A 24835-nucleotide genomic window follows, 5' to 3' on the forward strand; every position below is an offset into this window, starting at 1 on the left:
TATTAATGAATAAACAAGCACGCGGATTCACGTTGATAGAGTTAATGATAGCCGTAGCTATTGTAGGTATTTTAGCCTCAATAGCACTGCCTAATTATACAGAGTATGTTAAACGCTCTTCTCGAGCCGAGGCCGCAGCGGCGCTTTTAGATGCTGCAAACAAACAAGAGCAGTACTTTGTAGATAATCGTGAGTACACAGAGACATTCTCAGACTTAGGTATACAAGAGACCACAGAAAACGGCCATTTTGAGCTGTCGATTGATGTGGATGATGACGATAATACGTTTACAATTACTGCAAAACCTATTGCGGGTGCTGTAAAAGGCGACGGTGACTGCACGCAAATTACAATTACTGACACAGGCTATAAAGGCGCAAAAGGCAGTAAAGGTAATTCAGATGTTGAGTATTGCTGGGGACGTTAACTTAATCGGGTTAACTTAATCGGGTTAACTAGTCGCTCTGACATTTGTCGGTTGATTTAATTCGTATACGGCCTGTTTGACTGACCGATAAAGCCAGCCCCTCAAGGTTGGCTTTATCTTTATTTGGGCAATATATAAATGTTCCATTTTGAAAACCATTTAAAGAGCCATCGGGCCGAAAGGTAATTGCACTTCGGGGGTATTGCATAGAATCTGCATCATGGATTTTTTCAAATGTGCTTATTAATAAGTCGTCGGTGTCTAATGACGTAGACTTGTCGTTATCAATAAACAGCGACATTTGCCCATCCCACTCATCTTTAGTGCATTGATTATCTTTTAAAGCACACAAAGTAACATAAGTGCCATTTTCAATGGCGTAAAGGCGGCCATAATTAATGTTTCTGTGCAGCAAACTAACATGATTGTCAGCTCGGTTTTTCGCTAAAAAGTCAGGAAAAACCGATAGAGAAATTTGGCTAACAATACTCACAATAGCAATAGATGCCATTAATTCTAAAAGCGTATAGCCAGCCTGAGTTTGGGTAGATAACCTCATCCCTGAAGCCTTGAGTCAAAAAATGTATTAACTCAGTGTAGTAAATGATAAAAATATGACAACCTAAATTGTATGTTTTTTAACCGCATTTAAGTGCACTGTCACCGGCATAAAAAGCAGTACCTGATTGCGATAAAGTAAGCGCTTTATTATTTTCAGTGCCACCATTGGGGCAAAAAACAAAGTCACCTGGGTTTGTGGTAATTCGTCCACTGGTATTAAAACGAAGGCGACGCTCATTTCCTGTAAAGGTTAACTTGTCGTTATCTGATATTTCTTCCATTACTCTAAGCAGCGTATCGGAAGCGCCGTTATAGTGCCCATCGTTATCTACATCGATAAATACAACAATAATTTTATTCTCGTCCCACTTTTTGTTGCAGTTGAAAGTGTCTTCGCTGTTTTTAATTTTACCTTGGCCAGTAGGGCACAAAACAACAATTTCATCTGTACTGGCAGCTTGTGAGCGAGCAAAGCTAATATTGCGCTTTAGTTCAAGCAAGAAATTCTCAGCGCGGTTCTCCTCAAGCATATCGCTACTGTCCCAAAGAGCTATAGAGGCGATAATACCGACTATGGCTACTGCCACCATGAGCTCTAATAAAGTTAAACCGGTTTGGAATTTTTTCATATTATTTATACCTACTACATTTGTTATTATTATAGCTAGTTGAGAAAGATTTATAATTCAGACTTATAAATAATTATACCACGCTTGGTTGTTTTATCATCGAATTCAATTGCTTTGTTTGCTATGAACTCCATGATTGTCTAAAATCGAGGCAACTAAAGCTTTAATAAGTAGTGAGCATGAAAAAAATAGAAGCAATCATCAAACCGTTTAAGTTAGACGACGTACGCGAAGCCCTATCAGATGTAGGTATTACGGGTATGACTGTAAGTGAAGTAAAAGGTTTTGGTCGTCAAAAAGGTCACACAGAACTTTACCGTGGCGCTGAGTACATGGTGGATTTTTTACCTAAGGTAAAACTTGATATTGTGCTAACCGATGAAGATGTTGAACGCGCTATAGAAGTAATAGTAAAAACAGCGCAAACAGGCAAAATTGGTGATGGTAAAATATTTGTCACAGACGTTGAGCGTGTAGTACGTATACGCACCGCAGAAGAAGACGAAGAAGCAATTTAATTATAGTAATAAGCGCATAAATAAAAAGGCTGCAAATAATGTTATTTGCAGCCTTTTTTTGTAAATACTATTTAATACCAATCAGCAATAATAATTAAGTGTTTTAAGGGGCTAAGCCCCACGCTAAGTGCGTTAAAAACGCTTGTTAAGAACACCTAAATAGCAATTTTTTACTTACTAAACGATGTTTTTACCCCAAAGAAAATTACTTAATTAAATGAATTAGTATCAATAATATTACTGTTTTTCAGCATGTTCTTCACGCGCTTCTTCAATTTCTTCAGCGATTTCTTGCGCTTTTTGCTTCGTTTTTTCGGTTAATTCACCGGCTGCTTCTTTGCTTTTTATCCATGCATCAACGGCAATTTCTTTGCCATCGTCGTACATGTCTAAGCCCATTGCTTTACTTTGTTCAAGCAACTCATTTAATGACTCATCATTTTTAAGCTCTGTGGCTTTATCTTTTACATCGTTCCATGTATCACCAAGCTGCTCTTGCATTTGCGCGCTTTTATCTTTTGCATCTTCTTGTACTTCCTGAGCATCTTCACAGCCCGTTAGTGTAATTAAAGTGCCTAATAAAGCTAAACCTGCTAATTTGTTCATGTGCTATCTCTCCTTAGAGACAAATAATTAATTCCATTTAATAATAGAACAGCGAAGATGAACACACCTGTAACAACACGCTTAAATTTCAAATTAATGAATGAACACGATTGGCCGCTGCTGCATGAACTAGATCAAGACCCCGCGGTAATGAAATACATAAACCGGGGAACGCCTTCGACATTAAAACAAATTAAAGAAATAGGGATCCCCAGAATGCTTGCCTATAAAAATGCAAACAAAGGCTGGGGGCTGTGGAAAATCACCCTTAAAAAAGAGGACTCTTTTATAGGGTGGGTGCTGATTAGGCCTATGCACTTTTTTACTCAAACTCCCGATTTTACAAATATTGAAATAGGGTGGCGCTTTAAGCAATCTAGTTGGGGACAGGGTTATGCAACGGAGGCGGCTAGAGCATTATGTAACGCCTTAAAAATGCAGCCAGAGATAAAAACACTATCAGCAATGGCACTGGCCGATAATAAAGCTTCAATTAGCGTCATGCAAAAGCTGGGGTTTAGCTGGGTCAAAAACTATATACACACTGATGAACAAGGCGATTTGGATGCCGTTTTATACGCAAAGGCGTTATAGCATACAAAAAATTACTTGTATAAACATTGACCTAACATTCTATGGTATGCATAAATGAGCCAAGCGAGATTCAAATAATAAAGTAAGGATGTTTTATGGGGTTATTCTTTCGACCAAGCCGGCTCATTGTTAAGAGTGTGTTGATTGCACAATTTTGTATATTTAGCGTGCAGGCGGAGCAAGTTACTAAAAGCGCTGTCGCAATGCCTGACTCGTTTAGTGCAGATACAGCACAAGCTATTTTAGAACAAGGTGGAAATGCTGTTGATGCGGCTATTGCTGCGCAATTTGTATTAGCGGTAACGCTTCCCGAAGCCGGAAATATTGGCGGGGGAGGCTTTATGCTTATACAAAAAGAGGGAAAAGGCGACTTTATAGACTATCGCGAAACGGCTCCTCAAGCAGCGCACAGAGATATGTATTTAGATGCCAAGGGCGATGTAATTAAAAACAAGTCAATTTATGGTATTCACGCAAGTGGTGTACCAGGGAGCGTAGCCGGTATGTGGCTGGCGCATCAAAAACACGGCACCTTAAAATGGCAAACATTATTACAGCCTGCGGTTACCTTAGCAGAGCAAGGCTTTAAAGTGCCGCCCAAATTGGCTCAAGGGGTCGCACAATACATTGCTCATTTAGACAAACAAAATATAAATGTAAATTTTAAACACTATTTTGCAGATATAAAAGCAAATCAGGTTTTTAAACAGCCAGAGCTAGCCGCTACTTTAAAGCGCATAAGAGATAACGGTCAAGACGGGTTTTATAAAGGCGAAACGGCCCGCATTATTGCCAACTTTATGCACCAGCACGGCGGCATTATTAACGAAACTGATTTGGCTAATTACACGGCTGTGTCGCGCACGCCGATTAAAGCTAACTGGAACGGTTATGAAGTATTAACCTCTCCACCGCCTAGCTCTGGCGGAATAGCTATTTTGCAGTGGCTAAAAATGTTTGAGCTTAAAAAAAGTGAAATGGGGCTGGTACATAACTCTACTCAATACGTACATTTACTTGCTGAAATAGGTAAACGTGTGTTTGCCGATAGAGCAGAGTATTTGGGCGATCCGGACTTTTTTGATGTACCAGTGACTGAACTTACTCATATTGATTACCTAAAAGCGCGCAGTAAAGATATTTCTTTAACAGCTATTTCAACAACCGAAAACATTAAACCAGGCCTCAAAGAAAGTGAACAAACCACGCATTTTTCTATTATTGATAAAATGGGTAATGCAGTGGCCAATACCACAACGATTAACTTAAGCTTTGGTAGTGGCGTTGTGGTTGAAGGTGCAGGCTTTATATTAAATGACGAAATGGACGACTTTAGCGCTAAACCTGGGGTAATGAACGCCTTTGGTGCGCTCGGCGGTAAAGCCAATGAAATTCAGCCACAAAAGCGTATGCTTAGCTCAATGTCGCCAACCATACTGCTCAAAAACAACCGCGTTAAAATGGTCACAGGCTCGCCTGGGGGCACAACAATTATTAGCTCGGTGTATCAATCTATTTTAAATGCGGTTGAATTTAACATGGGCGCCAACGATATTGTTAATAGCACGCGGTTTCATCATCAGTTATGGCCTAAAAACGTGATCAGGACACACGCAGGGCTCAGTGAAAATACTCAAGCTGAACTTATAAAAATGGGCTACACACTGGATGAGCGCCGTTTTGGCGATTTGCAGGTTATTGTAAATAAAGACGGTGAGTTACAAGCAGCTTCTCAGGCTACAGGCCGTGGTGAGTCTCGGGTATTTTAACATTTTTAACTAACCCCTTTAAGCTAAAGGGGTTAGATTTTTTATTAACCAATAGCGGGTACTAATCCCAACATTTGCATAAATTGGGCGACAATAATCACAACGCCGCACAGCCCTGCCACCGCTAATCCCATATTACCACTTCGCACTTGGTATCCCGTTTGAGGGCCCGATTTACGCTGCCTATACACCATAGAAACCGGTAAAAATATTGCTAATACCACAAGGGCGATGGCTGCATAGCCTAGCGCCATTATAAATCCCTGAGGGTAAAATAACGCAAACCCTAAAGGGGGAATAAAAGTAATTAGTGCGGTTTTTATTCTTTCTGATTTGGTGTCGCCTTTATTAAATGCATCAGCAAAAAAATCAAATAACCCTAAGCTAACACCTAAAAAAGAGGTGGCCAATGCTAAGTCGGCAAACAGTGTAACAGCGCTTGTTACCTGCGGATTATGCGCAATATTTGCCACGCTCTCTACAAAACCTGTTAAGCCATTACTATTGAGTAAATCACTTTGCTGCATAATCCCCTGGCTAAGCAGTTGCCAAAAAATATAAATCACTAAAGGTAAAGCAGCCCCTGCAATCATTACCTTACGCAATACTTTTGTTTCTAGCCCCACATACTTAACAATTGACGGAATAGAGCCATGAAAACCAAACGAGGTAAAAATAACGGGTAAGGCAGATAAAATCAGCCCTTGCTCAACGGGCATTTCAAGTAAGTGCTTACCTTGTACATAGGGTGTAAGCATATAAAACAAGCTGCCCAGTACTAAAATTTTAATCGTAAATAACACGCGGTTAAGTTTATCTACTTTACTGGTGCCTAAAGTAACCACGCTACCTATTACAATGGCTAAAACAATAGATGCAATTTGGGGCGCTATGTTTATGCTCAAATCACTACTAATACGCGACTGCAACTGCGCGCCACCCCCAGCAATATAGGCTGCGCACAGGGCGTAAAACAAAAATATCATCGAAAAGTTAGCAACGTACTGGCCGCGTTTTCCTAACCAGCGCTTTGCTAAAGTGTTTAACGTTGCATCTCTAGGGGCGTATTGGTGGAGCTCTAGCATTAATAAAGCGGTGTAGGTCATCAGTAACCAACTGGCTATTATCAGTGCAAGCGCGGTATTAAACCCAAGTCCTGCAGAGGCAATTGGCAATGCCAGCATACCTGCGCCTATGGTGGTGCCTGCAACAATTAACATGCTGCCTATTGTTTTATTTTTAAGCACTTAACTATCCTAAAATGTGTGAGAGGCACTCAAGATATAACTAGTTACTTAAAACATAAATAGTTTTGTAATAAATGCCGGTAAATAATAATGTAACTATGAATTTACAGCTGTATTTAGGCGTTTATATATGTACTGCGTATTACTTTCGCGCGTATAATTTACTTTAATAGGGTTTCTACCTCCTCAGTGCAAAGGAATGGCGTGTGCCAGTTAAATTATCTTATTTACTACTTGTCATTATTTGGTGTACTACGCCTTTAGGTATTGTATGGAGCAGTGAAACTGTAGCACCAACGCTCGCCGTTTTAATGCGCATGATTATAGGCTTATTTGTTGCTGGGTTAATTGTTGCTATAGCCAATATTCGTGTACCTTGGAGCAAAAACGCGTGCACGTTATATGCATACTCCAGTTTGGGTATTTTTGGCGGTATGTCATTAAGTTACATGGCAGCTACCACAGTACCTTCAGGTATTATTTCGTTAGTGTTTGGCCTTGCGCCTATTCTCTCTGGCTTTTTAGCACAAAGGTTACTTAATGAGCCTAAATTTAGCCCTATTAAATTAATAGCACTGAGCTGTGCATTAATAGGTCTTTATTTTGTAAGTTATAACCAGCTACAAACCTCACAAACTCAGGGCATAGGGCTGATGTATGTGTTATTGGCGGTTATTTTATTTAGTCTCAGTGGGGTGATGATCAAACGTGTAAAAATTGCTATTCATCCTATGGCAACCACTTTTGGAGCGCTGGTTTTTGTTACTCCTTTATTTGGACTGTTGTGGTGGCTGGTAGATGGGCAAATAAGTATGGACTATTGGAGTGCTCGCTCGTTATGGAGTATTGCGTATTTAGGTATTTTTGGCTCGATTGTAGGGGCTTTAGCGTATTTTCATGTATTACAAAAGTTAAACGCCAGTACTGTAGCCTTAAGTAGTTTAATTACACCAAGTTTTGCATTAGCGCTAGGCGCATTACTTAATAACGAGCCTTTAAGTCAGGAGCTCATTATAGGAGCCATAATTATATTTTTGAGCCTAACGTTTTTTCAGTTTGGCGATAAGCTCATAAAGCGGCGCAGCGGTAGTTAGCAGTTTAGGGCGGTTACATTTTTGCTATTTGAATAATTAAACGACGGTTTTTATTTCGCCCTAAAATATTTTCGTTAGTATCAACAAAACGTTTTTCACCTAGGCCTGTGGTTTGTACTTTGCCCTCATCAACCCCTAAGCTGACCATATAATCTTTTATAGCTTTAGCACGCTTACGCGATAAATCTAAGTTATTCCAACGACCACCGTAGCTATCGGTATACGAATCAATACTTATAGACTCAATACTGGTGTCATTTTTTAAATACTCAGCAATTTTATCTAAGCGCTTTTGCGACTCTTTAGTGAGCTTACTGCTATTTGATTGGTAGTTCATTACAGTAAATGAAATATCTTCAAAGCTGTATGGTAAAAGCTCATCGCGGCACTGCAAAAACGCCCAATAGGCTTGTTTAAAATTAACGCTTGAAATACCAACGGCAATTTTGTCGGCACTATTTTGCCAGTCTTGGTAGTAAAAGGTAGGATGAAACCCTTTTTCAAGTTCAGTTAGCATTTCCCATGCGGTTTTATTACCAAGCTCACCATCAAACTTTTTAAGTAACTTCATCGTGGTTATATCACGCGCGGGCAGGCCTGAACGCCATGCTGGTGGCACCGCCTTTAAACCGGCTATATCGTAATTGTCGGGGCGCACAACCATATCTAGATTAAAAGTTAGGTTTTTGTTTTTACTGGCCGATGCCTTAAATATGGCCTCACCGTAGTAGGGCACTTCGTGGTTTAATTGACACTGTAAGCGCGTTGTTTTTATAACTTCCCAATTGGAGTTATCTTGATTTGCGCTGTATTGGCGCATAGCCGCTTGCGATGAATAACTCATCAAGGCGGTGCCAAGGCTTACGCTAATAAAAAACAACTTACACTTCATAAAACGCTCCGGTTAATCTACTAAGCCAATATTTTGGCGTACGGCTAAAGTAGGGCTCTGTACCAACTTAATTAAAAAAATAATCTTTGTATCGTATTAAATAGCCGTCTTACTGCGTTAAACTTATTGATATAGAACAAAGCTATAAATAATTTTCGCCTTGTTATTGCGCTATTTTCAAGGCGCCTTACTAGTATCCGTAATTTAATGCGATGGGGATTAATAACAGCCAATACAATTAGCAGTTATTTAAAAGCAAATAGCATGCCTACAATATATTAATTAAATAATTTATAAAGCCCTAGCCGAGTAGCCCCCAATTTTGACATAATAGTGAGCTTATCCTCATAAACCAAGAAGACTATGGCAAATACTGAGCAAACACTTTTCGCACAACGCTTTCGCGGCTTTTTTCCTGTTGTTATTGATGTAGAAACCGCCGGCTTTAATAAAGAAACCGACGCCTTACTTGAAATTGCCGTATCAATTTTAAAAATGGATGACGAAGGGTTACTCAGCATAGACCATACAGTTCATTTTCATGTAGAGCCTTTTGAAGGCGCTAATATTGAACAAGCCGCAATTGAATTTAACGGCATAGACCCGTTTAGCCCGTTGCGCGGCGCTGTACCAGAAGACGAAGCAATTAAAGAAATTTGTAAAGCAGTACGTAAAGCGCAAAAAGCTGCTGGGTGTCAACGCTCAGTTGTAGTGGCACATAATGCAGCCTTTGATCATGGCTTTTTAAATGCAGCCATTGAGCGTAACAATATTAAGCGTACGCCATTTCATCCATTTGTGAGTTTCGACACAACCTCGCTTGCAGGGTTAGCTTTAGGCCAAACGGTACTGGCTAAAGCATGTAGAGCCGCGGGGATTGAGTTTGATAACAGCCAAGCACACTCGGCACTTTACGATACAGAACGCACAGCAGAGCTATATTGTTTAATAGTAAATCGTTGGCAAGAACTAGGGGGCTGGCCGTTAGCGCCACTACCTGAAAGTGACGCCCAAGAAACTGAAAACACTGAAGAGGATACTAAAACGACTGAGTGATTTTTCCCTCAGAAAGTTTTACTAAGTGGGGTGGGTAAATACGCGAAAACTGTTTTGTGTCTTTTGCTATTTTAAGCTCCACACCTGGGTGCATTATTTCATTAATTTTAAGTCGGCTAGTTGCCAATAGCTGAGAAATTTTTTGCTTCACCAATCTTTTTTGACGTTGTACGTGCATAGCGCGAGTTTTTATATGCTGCTCATTAGCGGCAATTTTATCTAGTAGCTTTTGGCGTTGAGCAGCAACTGGAATTTTTATCGCTTTTTCTTTAGCTTGTTTAAGTGCAGATGTTTTACTTGCCAACACTTTTTCAAAATCAATTATTTGAGACTGCTTTGAGCGCAGTTCATGCCAGTTTTGAGCTAAAAACACACGGGTCTTAGTCCCTGCCGGCGCACCTAGTTCACCTGTTTCTATACGCATAGCATCAAGAATATTCCCCCCAATTATTTTGCCGCGAGGGTTACCTGCTTTACCTACACGTATTAAGCGCCTTGCACTTAAATTACAATGCAATGCTTGGCGTTCTATAAATAAATCTTGCGCACTTTTAATATTACAGTACTGGGCATAGCCAATAGAAATAGTACGCTGGGCTGAAATTTCACACGTAAATGCTTCTTCATTTTCACGCTTACGGCCAATAGCGCCGAGCATAATAGTTACCGCGCTTTGGCTTTCAATTGTGCCTGATTCAACAAACCCTAATACAGTAATATCGCCATTGGCTTTAACCCGCATACCGTCTTTTACGTCACCAGATATAATTACACTGCCATCAAAATCAACGTGGCCTGTACTTACATCTACGTTATGAAAACACAAAACATCGTCAACCCGCATGCCTCTAGGTAAGGCCACAGGCACACCTTTACAATCGGCAATGAGCATGTTTGGGTTATTAGGGTCTATTTTTGTGCCTTCAAAGGGCTGTAATTGATGCTCTTTACCAGGTGTTGCCTTGATCATATCGCCAAAAACCGTATAGCCATCTTCACCTGGAGTAGCAGCTACTCGCTGCATTAAAGGGGTGCCGGGCTTTACCGTAATAATCGCGCCGAGGTCTTTCATATCGACCTTGCCACCTTCTTTTGCTTGGGGGCTAAGTACGCGGTCTTGCGCAGTAGAGCAAAGGCGAACAAACCTCGCATCACTACCTTCTTTAGGGTTTCGGCCATGAGCCACAATAGCGCTGTATGATGTACCTGCAGGGTGAGAAAACTGCTGACCTAAAAACGTATCAAGTGCGCGAGGGCTAATGCCTTTTTTTACACCGGCTTTAACTAAAGCTGCTTGAGCTGCCTCCATTGAGAGTAATGCGCCGCCTTTGGCCGTGGTAAGCGTAGCCACTGCAACCATGTTTTTTTCATCAACGTTAATAACAATGCTCGCGTCCGTGGCTTTGGCAATTACTAATGATTCTTGCTGATAATTTTTACTCGGTGAAAATAACTTACCAATATTGCTAGAGAGTACTTCAAACTCGCAATAATCTGACTGTTCAAGCAGCTCAATAAGTTGAGCACTCGTCACCGGAAATCCATTATCAATAGGGTGTGCAGATAACGCCAGCTCACCCGTTTGTTCATTAAATAAAAAAACCGACATTTATAAATTCCCTACGTAATATGCCTGTTATTATGATTATTACTTTTACTACTAAAGCCTTATAGCTAGTGTAAAATTTAACTCCTTATTTGAGCACAACTTGACCGGTATGTTAAGTAAATGTTCGGTATTTGTTTGCTTTTTTACAAACTTGTGCTTGTTTACTGTTCAGTTGATTCAGTTAGCTAAAATAAAAGTGTCACACCCCTTGAGTATCAGTCGTTTACTCAGTTATACTGCCCTCACTGAAAGAAATTCATATTTCAGGGGCTGATTAGGATTCGACGGAATTCAAGAAGCCTGAGGTGCATGTCGAGGTGCGGTTTGCCTCGTAAAAAAGCCGCAATTTAAAGTAATCGCAAACGACGATAACTACTCTCTAGCAGCTTAGGCTGGCTAGCGCTCCTTCCATGTATTCTTGTGGACTGGATTTTGGAGTGTCACCCTAACACCTGATCGCGACGGAAACCCTGGCCGGGGTTGAAGCGTTAAAACTAAGCGGCCTCGCCTTTACCTACCGTGTTTGTCCGGGATTTAAAGGTTAATTAAATGACAATACTAAACATGTAGTACCGACGGTCGAGGCTTTTCGGACGGGGGTTCAAATCCCCCCAGCTCCACCAATACAGGTATTTAAGTTCGTTACTTAAAAACCATAAAAAACCGCCAATTTGAGCAATCAGATTGGCGGTTTTTTTATGGCTTTAATCTATTCTGTGCTTGCAGTGGCTAGCTTCATTTTTATCGATCTTACTTTCATTTTAATACTAATAATAATAAGCGTTAAAAACGACATTAAGCTAATTAGCAGAGTTAAATCTAATATCGGTGACTTGGCGAGTTGTGTGTTTGTAGGCGTGACGGGCAAAGCGTCAGGCTTATTTTGTTGTTGCCTAATGTAGCTTTGGCTTATCCAATCAACGGCGTTTATCCATTGAATTTTATCAGGGTTATCATTACCAAGCTTGTTCATTACATGGGCGTCGTTATTAAGCGATTTAGCAAGGTTAATTAACTGCTCCCAAAATACATGTTCAGTGCCTAGCGCATCTATTTCTTGTAGGTGCTGCTTTAACCTTTCTGCGCCCATGCTGTTTATATTTGGTTGCTTTAGAATTTTTGCGTAACTGTTTATATGCGTTGAAAAACGAGCAAAATAGCTATCAATTTTTTGCTGCGCCACTTGGTTAAGCTCATCTGTGTTGTGGGTGTTAGGCAAGGTGACTTCTGGGTGCTTTTTTTGATTTGCTAAGTACTGCTTATAATGAACGTAATTTAATGTTGTTGAGGGCGAAGCTGATGAGCTGTCTATCATACTCATTTTAAGTGTGTTAAAGCTTATTACTGCTGAGCAAATAAGGCAGATGAATAATAAGCTATAACAAAAAAATAATGCGCTTTGCAGTGCTAATTTGGACAAGGCGGTTGGGCTATTTACGCTGGACTTTTTAATGCTGGTTATTGTATTAGCTATTTTTTTTACTGCAGGCTCATTGTGAGCAACAACCAGTTTAGTACCCGCGGCACTTTGGGGTGCCCTTACACTTGCGTGCGGTTCTACTTTGGTGATTAAACCAAAACTTTTTAGTTTAGATTCTGTTTTAACTGCATCAATACTCGATAGGTCTTTGACGAGTGCGTAGGCTCGGCCATCAAATAACTTTACAGCGACATTATGGGGAATTTTTAAAAACTGACAGAGTTGCTCTTGTACGGTACTAATGTCAGCATTTTGGTGTAACTGACCATTAAAAATAATTTTAAATGAGGCGCTCACGCTATGTCCTTATTCGTGCAACTTCCATTGAGGAATTTTTATTATTGTTTTAACACGCTGTTAATTTACCAGATAAAATAAGGGGTTTCTAGTATTTAGCCTTATTAAACTAGTAAAAAAGCCTGAACAAAATTTACTCTGTTAAATTTTTAACGCATTGTTTTGCGGTGATTTTAGTGGAAGTGCTTGTTTTTCATGTTGTTTTATTAGGAACGCGGTGTGTAGGCTTTTATAAAGCGATTTAAACGTGTTGTTTACATTTAATAAATATAGTGAAGCAAGAGAGGGCGCGTGCGATTTAGCATTTAAATACGTTGCCCTTTGCAAGGGGGTTTACAAAGGGCAACCAGAGTGTTTATTTTACGGCTGCTTTAATGGGCGTTTCGCCGTCAAATAGTTCAAAAACGCGGTTACCATTAAATGCGTTAGTAGCAATATGTAATAGGGCATTGGCAACGTTTTCGCGGCTAATTTTAGCTTTAGAACGATCGTTTGGACGCTCGGTGGTTACTTTCATTGAGGCGCTTTCATCGGTCAGCCCACCTGGGCGTACTATGGTGTAGTTTAAGCCACTGTTGATAAGGTGCTCATCGGCCATATGTTTGGCAACTAAGTAAGGTTTTAAGTCACTTTCTATTGAGTCTGGATCGTCAGCGCCAATAGAGCTAATCATAATAAAATGTTTTACGCCATGCTCTTTAGCATACGTTGCTGCTTTGGTGGCTGCCCATAAATCAATAAGCACGGTTTTATCTGTGCCTGTACTTCCGCCCGAGCCAGCAGCAAAAATAACTTGATCGCAATCTTTTAACGCACCAGAAAAATCGCCTTCGAGATCTTGCTCCACAATGCTTAAAAATGGACTATCTAAATCATCTAACTTACTTTTATCACGCACTAATGCAGATACATTTTGCTCATTGTTTAAAAGCAATTTGGTTGCCATTTTACCAATTTGTCCGCTAGCGCCAATAATTAGGGTCTTACTCATAATTAATTCCTTCTCAATTTAGTGTAAAGGTATTTAGTACAAATAGACCTTGGGGTAGGTATTCGTTTTTAAAGGGTAAAACATGATTATTCTTCACAAATAATAAATTTGCTGGTGAATAAAGTAGGAGTCTGAACTGAGCGTGAAAATTAGTCGCTTTTTGCCGTGTTTATTCAATCATTATGCTGACTTCGGTAACATAATTATGATGGTATAAACTGATGCGAACAGCATGGTTTTGGTAGTTATAGTAAAGGGTGCGGTAGTTATTATCGCCTTTGCTGTTAATGGGATCACCAAGGGCCTGCTGATAAAATTTAGAAATAGCATCAATAGAAGCAGCTAAATACCCTGTTCTAACCAGCGGGTATTCGCCAGTTACATCCATGGTGGTGATGAATTCTTCAGGTAAGGGGATGGCGGTTACGTCTTGGCTAAATGTGTTAAACGATATAGCGGCGAGTAATGTTACAGCACAGGTTAAAGCTTTCATTGTTATCCTTTTATTGATACCCATCCGCATTCATACATATGGTGCGCATTGGTTATATATTACCAGTGCGCAATAATACTTGATCATTTTGCGGTGCTAACCGTGTCGTTACCTTTTTTAAAAAAATTCTCTTTTAGAGCAACTAAATAGCGAGTTTTTTGCCTAGCCATCAACACGTTTTTCCAGCCTCAAAATTGATCACTTAATTAAGCGGATTGGTATAAATTCCTTTTATGGTTATTATTTTACGCAAAAAATGAATGATGTCATTTAAATTTTATTTCGTATTAAATCACGCACTATAAAACGCGCAGGGTGAACGGCTTGGCTTACACGCTCGCTGAGTGGGCGTGGTTCATTATTTAACGTGCTAATAAAGTGCTCGCTTAATAACGGTGCGCTGCATAATGCGCGCGCTCCAAATCCGGTAAAAATATGTAAGCCTTGTTGTGGCTTGCATAGAGGTGAGTATTGATAGCGTTTACCTAGGCGTAAATTAGCAAAGGCGGTGCTGTAATCGCTTTGCTCACACCATTGTCCTGCCATTGGTAAGTGATCTATAAACGTGCAGCGCACAGCTGCTTTAGCACAGGTGATGTTACCTAATGTGGTGGCAAAGTCGCTTTGATGGTAAAAGCTAAGTAGTTGCTCATGGTTTAGCTGGTTGTCTTTTTCTGTAACGGCGCGACTTTTTGTGTTTTTTTCAAATGTAGCGCCCATACAGTGTTTACCTAAATAGGCGGGGGTAAAATAACCTTTATGGCACAACACGGTTTTAAGCTGCTTAGATTGTTCACTCGCTTGAATATGCGATACTTGACCACGTACCCCTACAATAGGTAATGCGTTTGTTTGTTCAAACGCATCGCTATGCTCACCTGCACATATTATTACATCACTAAAAGGGCCATATTGGGTATGCTTGTGGGTTAAATACCAGCCTGCATCGGTTTTAGTAAGCTGCTGTATATGGCAATTAAAATAGCTATTAATGGGGTTAAGGCTATTGGCCGCTTTTAGCATTGCCTCAACTAGCTGGGGTGGGTTTACCCAACCGCCTTGCTCAAAATAAACGCCGGAGTAGTCGGTTTTTACGCCTGCCAGTTTATCTCCTTGCTCTACAGTTACATTGCGCATTAAGGCTTGAGGCCATAACTGTTTTTGTTCTAAGTTTTGATGTTTATCGGCAAGAGGCTTTTTAACCGCATGTTGCAGTACACCGCACCAGCTATAATCAAAATTAAAGCCGTTTTTTAGTAGTTGCTGGTAACTGCGTTTAGCGTATAAAAAACTGTGCGCAAATAATTCACTATGAGGTGAGTTTTTAGCTTGCAGATGGGGGTAAACCGCGCCTTGTACGTTATGTGAAGCGCCCATAGCTGGTTTTTCATCTTGGCAAAATAGGCTACTTTTAATGCCACGCTTAGCCAAACTGTGCAAAATACAGCTACTCGCAATCCCTCCGCCAATTACAGCAACATGCTCTAGTTTGGCAGGGGGTTGATCAAAGTACGGGGGTGATGACTGTGCACTATTAGCGTGTGCTAATTGGCCTATCAGCATTTCGCGTTTACGGCCAAAGCCTTTCGCTTTTTGCATGCTAAAGCCTGCAGCTATTAAGCCTCGGCGTACAAAGCCTGCAGCGGTAAATGTGGCAAGTGTTGCATGCTTGCGCGATATATCAACCATGGCATTAAACACACTTTGTTGCCACATGTCAGGGTTTTTACTTGGTGCAAAGCCATCTAAAAACCACGCATCGACCACTCCTGATTGCGGGTAGCTCATTGCATTTATTGAATCAAGCACGTCGCCAAAATACAAATCAAGAATAACTTGGCCGTTATTAAATTCTATGCGATGACAGCCGCCTAAGTTTATAGGATAGTGCGTTATTAATTCGTCACTAAGCTTGTTTAATGTTGGCCACGCTTGCAGTGCTTTTTTTAGATCATCAGCATTAAGCGGGTATTTTTCAAACGAAATAAAATGCAATCGCTTAACCCGTTTGTCTACTTGATTTTGAACTTGTTGATTGGCAAGGTGGTCATTAAAGTGTTGCCATGCATTTAAAAAGTTTAAACCAGTACCAAAACCGGTTTCGGCAATAACAAAATGCGTTTGGTCATGATTTTGTAACCGCGCCTCTATATTGTTTTGTTGATAAAACACGTAATGCGATTCAGCAAGGCCGTCGTCATTAGAAAAATAAACATCGTCAAAGTTATCGGCTACCGGTGTGCCTACTTCATTAAAGTGTATTTGGGCGTTTTTTATCATGACTTATTAAATTTTTAGACAGTATTTTTTAATTATTTTACGGGTTTTCTTTGAAATAGTCTGGCGTTATTTATAAGCTATTAAATTCAGAGTACAGGTGTACGCTAGAAAGCTGACCACTTAACACCTAAAAACAGCGTAAAATACACAGTAATTTAGTATCAAGCTAAGGGAATTACCCATGAGAAGAGCCGTAATTACGGGTATCGGTGTTGTATCAAGCATCGGTAATAACAAACAAGAAGTATTAGAGTCACTAAAAGCGGGCAAAAGCGGTATTGCTTTTAACCAAGAATTTGCCGATTACAACTTACGTAGTAATGTATCGGGCAAAATTGATATTGATGTTAAAGAACACGTAGACCGTAAAGCAATGCGCTTTATGGGTGATGCTGCTGCTTACTCTTATATTTCTATGAAGCAAGCAATTGAAGATGCTGGCTTATCTGATGAGCAAGTATCTAATGAGCGCACGGGTTTATTAGTTGGCTCTGGTGGTGGCTCTTCAAAGTGGCAAGTAGAAGCGGCCGATATTTTGCGCGAAAAAGGCGTAAAGCGTGTAGGTCCTTATATGGTTCCGCGTACGATGGCAAGTACGACATCGGCTTGTTTAGCAACGCCATTTAAAATTAAAGGCGTTAACTATTCTATAAGCTCTGCGTGTGCAACATCTGCACATTGTATTGGCCACGCTGTTGAGCAAATTCAATTAGGCAAGCAAGATGTTATTTTTGCCGGTGGTGGTGAAGAGCTCCACTGGACCCTTGCAATGGAATTTGACGCAATGGGCGCGTTATCTACCAAATATAATGAAACACCAGAAAAAGCATCTCGTACGTACGATGCAAACCGCGATGGTTTTGTTATTTCTGCTGGTGGCGGTATTGTTGTAGTAGAAGAGCTTGAGCATGCACTTGCTCGTGGCGCACATATTTACGCAGAAATTGTAGGCTACGGTGCTACATCTGATGGCTACGACATGGTAGCACCTTCAGGTGAAGGCGCAGTACGCTGTATGCGCCAAGCAATGCAAGGCGTTGATACACCAATTGATTATTTAAACACGCACGGTACATCTACGCCAGTAGGGGATGTTAAAGAGCTAGGCGCCATTCAAGAAGTATTTGGTGGTAACTCGCCGCTTATTAGTGCGACTAAATCATTAACGGGTCACGCACTAGGTGCTGCGGGTGTTCACGAAGCTATTTTCTCAATTTTAATGATGGAAAACGACTTTGTAGCGCCATCTATTAACGTAGATGAGCTAGATGAGCAAGCACAAGGCCTTAACATTGTAACTGAGCGCCGTGATGCACAGCTTAATACTGTTATGTCTAATAGCTTTGGCTTTGGTGGTACAAACGCCACATTAGTTATGAGCAAATATAAAGGTTAATTCGTTTTCTCTTTATAGTGATTAAAAGCCGAGCATTGCTCGGCTTTTTAGTTTGTGTAATGGCTCGGTTGTTCGTTACAATAGCGCCTTATTTTGCCATACGGACTCCCCAATGAAGATTCTTGCCGATCAAAACATGCCTTTAGTTGAGCAGTATTTTGCAGACTTTGGTGAGGTAACGCGCTTTGATGGACGAAACTTAACACCCGATGCGTTAATTGGTGTTGATGTATTACTTACGCGTTCGGTTACTAAAGTAAACAGTGACTTGCTTGCCCACGCTAATAAATTAAGCTTTGTAGGTACCGCCACTATTGGTGTTGATCATATAGATACACAGTTACTAAACGATAAAGGCATTGCCTTTAGTAGTGCCCCTGGCTGCAATGCAATTGCGGTGGCTGAGTACGTAATAAGTAGCTTGTTTGCCTTAAGCCAAGAAAACGCAGCCCCTTTATGTGGTCAAACAATAGGTATTGTTGGGGTGGGTAACATTGGCAGCTGTTTAGCACAAAAACTAAAAGCACTTAATGTTGATGTTTTATTATGTGACCCAATTAAACATGAGCAGGGCTTATTAGCCGAGCATGTTGAGCTTGACGAACTACTTGAGCGCGTAGATGCGGTTACCTTTCATGTACCGCTGATTAAAACCGGTGAGCACAAAACGCATCATCTAATTGATGAAAAACGCCTTAAAGCGTTAAAGCCTGGGTTAGCAGTTATAAATGCGAGCCGTGGAGAAGTAATTGATAATCAAGCTTTGTTATCGGTTATGGAGCAAGGGGCAGACTTAGATTTAGTTTTGGATGTTTGGGAAAACGAGCCTAACATTTTAATTCCATTGCTTGATCATGTGCGCTATGCCAGCGTGCACATTGCCGGCCATACCCTTGAAGGAAAAGCCCGCGGCACACAAATGCTGTACCAAGCATTGTGTAAATTAAAAGGCGTAACCGCAGAAAAATCTCTCGCTGATTTTTTACCACAACCTGCTGTTACAAGCCTAAGTTTACAAAGCAGCTTTACTGAGGCTGATATTGCGCGTTTAGTGCATTTAATTTACGACGTACGCCGTGATGATGGCATTTTGCTGCGCAACTTAGCAAAAGACGGGTTTGATAGTTTACGTAAAAACTACCCAGTCAGGCGTGAGTTTAGCACTTTAACGGTAAAAGGGAGTGCACAGCATACAGATGCACTCGCTCAGCTTGGCTTTAACACCGCAAACTAATTTAACTAGTAGTGTTGTTTTAACACTGCTTAAAGAGGATAAAATATGTCGCAAAAATATAACGTTGCTGTACTTGGCGCTACAGGCTTAGTAGGGCGTCAAATTATTGAAACCCTGGAAGATCGTAAATTTCCGGTAGACCAACTTTTTTTACTAGCCAGTAGCCGCAGCGCAGGCGAAGACATAAAGTTTCGTGGTGAAACCATTGAAGTGCAAGACGTAGAAGGCTTTGACTTTAGCCAAGCACACATAGGTTTGTTTTCAGCTGGTGGCAGTGTATCAGAAAAATACGCGCCAATTGCAGCCGATGCGGGCTGTGTTGTAATTGATAACACCTCACATTTTAGAAATGATTTTGAAGTACCGCTAGTGGTACCAGAAGTTAATGCAGCAAGCCTTGAAGACTTTAGAAATCGCAATATTATTGCAAACCCTAACTGCTCTACTATTCAAATGATGCTAGCGCTTAAACCAATTTACGATGCTTATGGTATTGACCGCATTAATGTATCTACATACCAAGCTGTATCTGGTGCAGGCAAAGAAGCCGTAGATGAATTAGCAAAGCAAACAGCTAATTTAATGAATGCTCGCCCAATGGAAAACGAAATTTTTCCTAAGCAAATTGCATTTAACGTTATTCCTCAAATAGATACCTTTGAAGATAACGGCTACACGCGCGAAGAAATGAAAATGGTAAACGAGACGCATAAAATTTTGGGCGATACCACTATTGCTGTTAACCCAACCTGTGTACGTGTACCTGTATTTTTTGGCCACTCTGAGTCAATCAACATTGAAACACGCATGCCGTATGACTTTGAACACGTTAAACAGCTTTTAAATGATGCCCCAGGAGTCGAGCTTATTGAAGATGAGGGCGATTACCCAACCGCGGTTTCAGATGCCAGTGGTAATGATACAGTTTACGTTGGCCGCTTACGCGCTGATATTTCACACCCTCATGGTTTAAATATGTGGGTTGTAAGTGATAACACCCGCAAAGGGGCTGCCACTAATAGTGTGCAAATAGCGGAAGAGTTAATCGCTAACTACTTATAAATACCCGCTAACATTGCGTGTAAATTAAGCGGCAAACTTTTATAGTTTGCCGCTTTTGTATTTAAGGGAGCCAAATTATTGCCGCTTAGCGTTGCTACTAAACTAAACGCCTTGATCTATCACGATAAAATAGTATTAAGAATAAAGTTTTAAGGTATTTATTTTCAAAGCGTTGCAATGGATATTAGGCCGCAACTGGTTTATAGTTTGTAACTGGAATAGAGCTTGCAATAAAAATAGATTGTAATAACAAATGTAGATCAGCTATTTGGCTGGTTACGGCAAGAATAATTAATGTTGAGCAGCTAAATAAATAGCAAAGCATTTAACATTTACACATTAAAGGATCAGCATGCGCGGTTTAGCTTCACTTATTATATTAGCGTCTGCATTGGTAGTAACTCCAATTTACTCTCAAGACAGCACCCAATTAAAGGGGCCAAAAGGCGCTGACTATGGTGCGCAAGGGCGATCAATAGGGCCTATAAAGCCAACCGATACACTATGGCGTATTGCTGCCAAAGTACGCCCAGATAACTCAGTTAGTATTTACCAAGTTATGCAGGCCTTGTATAACAAAAACCCTAATTCTTTTTTAGAACAAAACCTAAACCACATGCAAAGTGGTGCATATTTAAAAATACCCACTTTAGCGGAAATTAGACGCGTAAATCCACAGCTTGCTAAACAACGCTCAGAGCAAGATGACGCGCTGTGGGAAAAAAAGAAAAATGGCACACTAACCACCAGTGAAATTAACGCCGCGCAAACTAAAGTAACACAAGCTCGTAAAGCCGATGTTGACGACGCTAAAAAAGAAATCCAAAAAGAATTAAATGAAATAAAAACGCAGCAAGGTAATAAGCTTGTTGAGCTGCAGCAGCAATTTAAAAGCTCGGTTAATAATGTAGAAGAAATATTAGCTGAGAATAATAATCTCAAAAAACAATTGTCGGGTATTTCAAAAGAGCTCGCCAATGTAAAAGAACAGCTAGGTCAAGACAGCGAAATTCAAAAACAGCTAAAAGAGCTAATAGAAAAACAAAACGAAATAATAGCTCAACAAAAAGTGCAAGAAGTACCAAAAGAAGAACCTTTTAACCTAGGCGCTTTAATGTCTAACCCACTTGTGCTTATTTTATTTATGACCATTCCTGCGTTATTAATTATTTTTGCTGTGGTGATGTTTTTACGAAAGCGCGCCAACAAAGACGAAGAAACTCAAGATGACGATGATTTTCTGCCACAAACGCCCAGCTTTACCGAAGACGAGCCGCAAAGTAATGATGCGTTAGACGATCCAATCATTCCTGACCCTCTTGATGATTTAGATATTCAACTAGATGACAATCATAGCAACGATATTTTGCCAGAGGATGATATTGCATTTGATGATGCGTTAGACGATGAATTTTCTGATTCAGAAAACTTGCTCGATCAAGACGAATTAGAAAGCCTATTAAGTGATGATATTGTTTTTGATGACGAAGGCAGTGAAGAGGACGAGTTAGACGTTTTCATGCAGCAGGGCTTTGATGAATCTGTAGATGAAAAACAAGATGATGAAATTGACCTTGATTTAGATGATACAAAAGATTCGGACGATATTTTAAGCAGTGACGACCTAGACGATTTATTTGATGAGGACGATAGCCTGCCTGAAATTGACTTGCCTGAGGTTGAGCAACCTACCGCAGATAGCAGCTTAGAAAGCAATGATGAGTTGGCCGCCTTAAGCGAAGAGCTAGCCCAAGAAGAGGATGATGACTTTGATATTGATGAATTATTAGATCAACAAGCTGATAAAGAATCATCAAAAGACGATGACTTTGATTTAGACGACATAGACAGCTTAATTGATGAAGCCGGCGATACACCTGATGAAACCCCTGCTGATGCTGCGCTAGTTGAAGAAAGCAATGACTTTGATTTAGATGACATAGATAGCCTAATTGATGAAGCCGGCGATACAACCGAAGAAACACCTACTGATGCTGCGCTGGTTGAAGAAAACGATGACTTTGATTTAGACGACATAGACAGCTTAATTGATGAAGCGGGCGATACACCTGATGAAACCCCTGCTGATGCGCTAGTTGAAGAAAGCGATGACTTTGATTTAGACGACATAGACAGCTTAATTGATGACGCAGGCGATGCACCTGATGAAACCCCTGCTGATGCGCTAGTTGAAGAAAGCGATGACTTTGATTTAGACGACATAGATAGCCTAATCGATGAAGTTGAAGATTCACCTGCCGCTCAAGTAGCAACAGATAATGATACAGAGCGAGATATTGATAGCGCATTAGCTGATTCAGTCGAAGATCTAGCTGATGCACAGCAAGATTTTGACGAAGATGATATTGAAACCTTAGCGTCTTCACTTATTGATGAGCCAGAGCTTGCAGAAGAACCAGAGCTTCTCGAGGAACCAGAGCTTGCAGAAGAACCAGAGCTTGTAGAAGAGCCTGAGCTTAAAGAGGAGCCTGAGCTTAAAGAGGAGCCTGAGCTTAAAGAGGAGCCTGAGCTTGCAGAAGAGCCTGAACTTGTAGAAGAGCCTGAGCTTGCAGATGAGCCAGAGCTCGAAGAAGAGCCTGAACTTCTCGAGGAACCAGAGCTCGAAGAAGAGCCTGAACTTCTCGAGGAGCCTGAGCTTGTAGGTGAGCCTGAACTTGTTGAAGAGCCAGAACTTGAAGAAGAACCCGAGCTTGCAGACGAGCCAGAACTTCTCGAGGAACCAGAGCTTGAAGAAGAACCCGAGCTTGCAGATGAGCCAGAGCTCGAAGAAGAGCCTGAACTTCTCGAGGAAGCAGAGCTTGTAGAAGAACCAGAGCTTGTAGAAGAACCAGAACTTGATGCTGACTTGCTTGAAAACACTGACTTTACAGATAGTTCAGAAACGTTACTCGACCCAGAGGATGCACAGGAAGAGTACACTGACGATACCCTAAAAAGTGTTGATGAATTACTCAACGAGCTACAGCAGGCTACAGACGAAGACTATGTTGAAAACCCTGATTGGGCGTTAGATGATCTTGATGATGACATTGAAGAGGTAGAGGTTGATTTAGGTGATGATCCGCTTGATTCACAAGAAACACCAGCGAGTCCGCTTTTAGATACTCAACCTGAAAATGATGCTGTAAATGATACGCTTAGTGATGATATAGACTTTTCAGATGATAAGCCCGAGACGTTAGATGTAACAGAGCAACAGCAATATCTTCCTGATGAGTTATTGGGAGATGAGCTTGATGGTGATGCAACAGGCATGCAGCCAAGCCAAGCTGAACAAGACTTAGCAAACGCACTTTCAGGCAGTGAATTAGATAGCTTAGAAGACGACTTTGATGATGAGTTACTCATTGATAACGATTTTTCAGAGCCAGAGCTTGAGCCGAAGCATACCGATGGTATAGGTGCAGATGATAACCACGCTCAAGTGCCGTCATCACTAGATGAATTAACTGATGATGAAAGCGAGCTAGATTTATCTGAAAATACGGATGCAGACGAAGGGGTTTTCGATGATGATTTATTGCAAAGCGTTGATGAGCTAGACGACGAGCTCTATGCTTTATTAGATGAGCAAGTAACTCCAAGTGAAGAACTTGACGAGTACCCTGAGTTAGAGCTTGATAACGATGACGAAATTGATTTAGATGATCAGCAATCATATAGTCCGCAAGAATTACAAGGTGATGAACTTGATGGGCAAGCAAGCGGTATGGCGCCAAGCCAAGCTGAGCAAGATTTAGCAAATGCACTTGCTGGTAACACTGGTATTGATTCGTTAGAAGCCGACCTAGTTGACGAGCCGCTGATTGACGATGAGCTTGATGCGCCTTTACCGCAAGAGGAACCTTTAGGTGAGGCGAAAACAACGGATAGTGCGCAGGAACAGCCTGATTTTGACGATGCAATTTTAGAACAAGCACTTTCAGAAGACGTTGAAGATGAAATAACAAATTCGCAATTAGAAGCCGAGCTAACACAGGCTGCTGATGATAAAACTAATGAAGACGTTATACCCGACGAGCAGCTAGACGATGAGTTTATGGCTGACTTAACGCAAACCGATTTTGATGCGTTGCTTAGTGAGTTAGGTGAACCGGATGAGTTAAATTTAGAAGATAGCAGCGAATTTGATGTCGATTTTGATAGCCTATTAAACGAAGACTTAGACACTGAAGTTGAAGCGAAAGCGGTGCAAGAAGAGCCTTCGCAAAGTGATCAGCAGGCTACAACCGATGACTTTGTTGATATTGACGCGCTACTTGAGCAAAGCGATGACTCAGTACTTGAGCACGAACCCTATGACGAGGTTAATATGGACGTAGGCTTAAGTGACTTTGATTCGTTACTTGCAGGCGATAACCCAACAGATGTTGACTTAGAAAGCGGTGGTTATTCTGCCAAGCTTGATTTGGCAAGAGCATACATTGAAATTGACGACTTTGACTCAGCCCTTAAAGTAATTGAAGATGTTATTGAAAGTGGCCCTGAAGATGTACAAGAAGAAGCGCAAAGTTTAAAAGCTAAACTTAACTAGAGCATTCATGATTAAAAAAACCGCATTAGCTTTGTTAATGCGGT

General features: G+C 40.8%; 20 protein-coding genes and 1 other RNA gene. 11 read left to right on the forward strand and 10 right to left on the reverse strand.

Going from position 1 to position 24835, the window contains the following annotated elements; genetic code table 11:
* The first annotated feature begins 5 nt into the window (after positions 1–5).
* Positions 6–428, forward strand: a complete 423-nt coding sequence (locus NQT65_RS15050) for a type IV pilin protein (protein ID WP_024032268.1) — start codon at positions 6–8, stop codon at positions 426–428.
* A gap of 28 nt (positions 429–456) precedes the next feature.
* Here NQT65_RS15050 and NQT65_RS15055 read toward each other — a convergent pair whose 3' ends face one another.
* Together NQT65_RS15055 and NQT65_RS15060 are read right to left on the reverse strand one after the other, a co-directional pair.
* Complete coding sequence (locus tag NQT65_RS15055; protein ID WP_096041389.1) at positions 457–987, reverse strand: GspH/FimT family pseudopilin; 531 nt, start codon at positions 985–987, stop codon at positions 457–459.
* Between the two features lie 79 nt (positions 988–1066).
* On the reverse strand, positions 1067–1618 hold the full coding sequence (locus NQT65_RS15060; RefSeq protein WP_126007785.1) for a GspH/FimT family pseudopilin: 552 nt from the start codon (positions 1616–1618) through the stop codon (positions 1067–1069).
* A gap of 179 nt (positions 1619–1797) precedes the next feature.
* Between NQT65_RS15060 and NQT65_RS15065 the strand changes: the two genes are divergently transcribed.
* Complete coding sequence (locus NQT65_RS15065; RefSeq protein ID WP_004588371.1) at positions 1798–2136, forward strand: P-II family nitrogen regulator; 339 nt, start codon at positions 1798–1800, stop codon at positions 2134–2136.
* A 237-nt stretch (positions 2137–2373) separates the two neighbouring features.
* On the opposite strand, the gene NQT65_RS15070 is transcribed toward NQT65_RS15065, so the two are convergent.
* A complete protein-coding gene (locus tag NQT65_RS15070; protein ID WP_024032265.1) occupies positions 2374–2742 on the reverse strand; it encodes a hypothetical protein in 369 nt (122 codons plus the stop codon).
* 57 nt (positions 2743–2799) lie between these two features.
* Between NQT65_RS15070 and NQT65_RS15075 the strand changes: the two genes are divergently transcribed.
* Both NQT65_RS15075 and ggt read left to right on the forward strand, forming a co-directional pair.
* A complete protein-coding gene (locus tag NQT65_RS15075; RefSeq protein WP_256851476.1) occupies positions 2800–3336 on the forward strand; it encodes a GNAT family N-acetyltransferase in 537 nt (178 codons plus the stop codon).
* A gap of 95 nt (positions 3337–3431) precedes the next feature.
* Positions 3432–5105 (forward strand): gamma-glutamyltransferase, encoded by a 1674-nt coding sequence (gene ggt, locus NQT65_RS15080; protein WP_256851477.1) that lies wholly within the window; start codon positions 3432–3434, stop codon positions 5103–5105.
* A gap of 44 nt (positions 5106–5149) precedes the next feature.
* On the opposite strand, the gene NQT65_RS15085 is transcribed toward ggt, so the two are convergent.
* Complete coding sequence (locus tag NQT65_RS15085) at positions 5150–6352, reverse strand: aromatic amino acid transport family protein (RefSeq protein WP_256851478.1); 1203 nt, start codon at positions 6350–6352, stop codon at positions 5150–5152.
* Positions 6353–6558: 206 nt separating this feature from the next.
* On the opposite strand from NQT65_RS15085, the gene NQT65_RS15090 reads away from it, so the two are divergent.
* Positions 6559–7446 carry a DMT family transporter gene (locus NQT65_RS15090; RefSeq protein WP_256851479.1) on the forward strand — a complete coding sequence of 296 codons (888 nt, stop codon included), beginning with the start codon at positions 6559–6561 and terminating at the stop codon, positions 7444–7446.
* Between the two features lie 13 nt (positions 7447–7459).
* Here NQT65_RS15090 and NQT65_RS15095 read toward each other — a convergent pair whose 3' ends face one another.
* Positions 7460–8338 carry a flagellar protein MotY gene (locus tag NQT65_RS15095; RefSeq protein WP_024032261.1) on the reverse strand — a complete coding sequence of 293 codons (879 nt, stop codon included), beginning with the start codon at positions 8336–8338 and terminating at the stop codon, positions 7460–7462.
* A gap of 363 nt (positions 8339–8701) precedes the next feature.
* Here NQT65_RS15095 and rnt point away from each other — a divergent pair, with 363 nt between their 5' ends.
* Complete coding sequence (rnt, locus tag NQT65_RS15100; RefSeq protein ID WP_029774102.1) at positions 8702–9394, forward strand: ribonuclease T; 693 nt, start codon at positions 8702–8704, stop codon at positions 9392–9394.
* Here the strand turns inward: rnt and NQT65_RS15105 are convergent.
* Positions 9378–11003, reverse strand: a complete 1626-nt coding sequence (locus NQT65_RS15105; protein ID WP_256851480.1) for a flagellar assembly protein A — start codon at positions 11001–11003, stop codon at positions 9378–9380. The genes rnt and NQT65_RS15105 overlap by 17 nt on opposite strands.
* 266 nt (positions 11004–11269) lie before the next feature.
* Here NQT65_RS15105 and ssrA point away from each other — a divergent pair.
* Positions 11270–11626, forward strand: a transfer-messenger RNA (tmRNA) gene (gene ssrA / locus NQT65_RS15110).
* Between the two features lie 86 nt (positions 11627–11712).
* Here ssrA and NQT65_RS15115 read toward each other — a convergent pair.
* From NQT65_RS15115 to mnmC, 4 genes are all read right to left on the reverse strand, one after another.
* Entirely contained in the window at positions 11713–12780 is a 1068-nt protein-coding gene (locus tag NQT65_RS15115) for a hypothetical protein (protein WP_256851481.1), read from the reverse strand.
* A 355-nt stretch (positions 12781–13135) separates the two neighbouring features.
* On the reverse strand, positions 13136–13771 hold the full coding sequence (locus tag NQT65_RS15120) for an SDR family oxidoreductase (RefSeq protein ID WP_054983048.1): 636 nt from the start codon (positions 13769–13771) through the stop codon (positions 13136–13138).
* Positions 13772–13940: 169 nt separating this feature from the next.
* Positions 13941–14264, reverse strand: coding sequence for a hypothetical protein (locus tag NQT65_RS15125; protein WP_029772569.1), 324 nt, complete (start codon positions 14262–14264; stop codon positions 13941–13943).
* Between the two features lie 270 nt (positions 14265–14534).
* The gene (mnmC, locus tag NQT65_RS15130; protein ID WP_256851482.1) at positions 14535–16544 is read right to left on the reverse strand and encodes a bifunctional tRNA (5-methylaminomethyl-2-thiouridine)(34)-methyltransferase MnmC2/FAD-dependent 5-carboxymethylaminomethyl-2-thiouridine(34) oxidoreductase MnmC1; all 2010 of its coding nucleotides are present in this window, start codon (positions 16542–16544) and stop codon (positions 14535–14537) included.
* Between the two features lie 181 nt (positions 16545–16725).
* Between mnmC and fabB the strand changes: the two genes are divergently transcribed.
* The 4 genes from fabB (at position 16726) to NQT65_RS15150 (ending at position 24791) form a co-directional block, all read left to right on the forward strand.
* Positions 16726–17940: a beta-ketoacyl-ACP synthase I gene (fabB, locus tag NQT65_RS15135; protein ID WP_004588393.1), complete on the forward strand. Its 1215-nt coding sequence runs from the start codon at positions 16726–16728 to the stop codon at positions 17938–17940.
* A 112-nt stretch (positions 17941–18052) separates the two neighbouring features.
* Positions 18053–19174 carry a 4-phosphoerythronate dehydrogenase gene (locus tag NQT65_RS15140; protein WP_256851483.1) on the forward strand — a complete coding sequence of 374 codons (1122 nt, stop codon included), beginning with the start codon at positions 18053–18055 and terminating at the stop codon, positions 19172–19174.
* Between the two features lie 45 nt (positions 19175–19219).
* Positions 19220–20236 carry an aspartate-semialdehyde dehydrogenase gene (locus tag NQT65_RS15145; protein ID WP_004588395.1) on the forward strand — a complete coding sequence of 339 codons (1017 nt, stop codon included), beginning with the start codon at positions 19220–19222 and terminating at the stop codon, positions 20234–20236.
* A 352-nt stretch (positions 20237–20588) separates the two neighbouring features.
* A complete protein-coding gene (locus NQT65_RS15150; RefSeq protein WP_256851484.1) occupies positions 20589–24791 on the forward strand; it encodes a FimV/HubP family polar landmark protein in 4203 nt (1400 codons plus the stop codon).
* Positions 24792–24835 lie beyond the last annotated feature (44 nt).

Origin of the sequence: Pseudoalteromonas agarivorans (assembly GCF_024518735.1) — a bacterium.
In the GTDB taxonomy this organism is placed as follows: domain Bacteria; phylum Pseudomonadota; class Gammaproteobacteria; order Enterobacterales; family Alteromonadaceae; genus Pseudoalteromonas; species Pseudoalteromonas atlantica.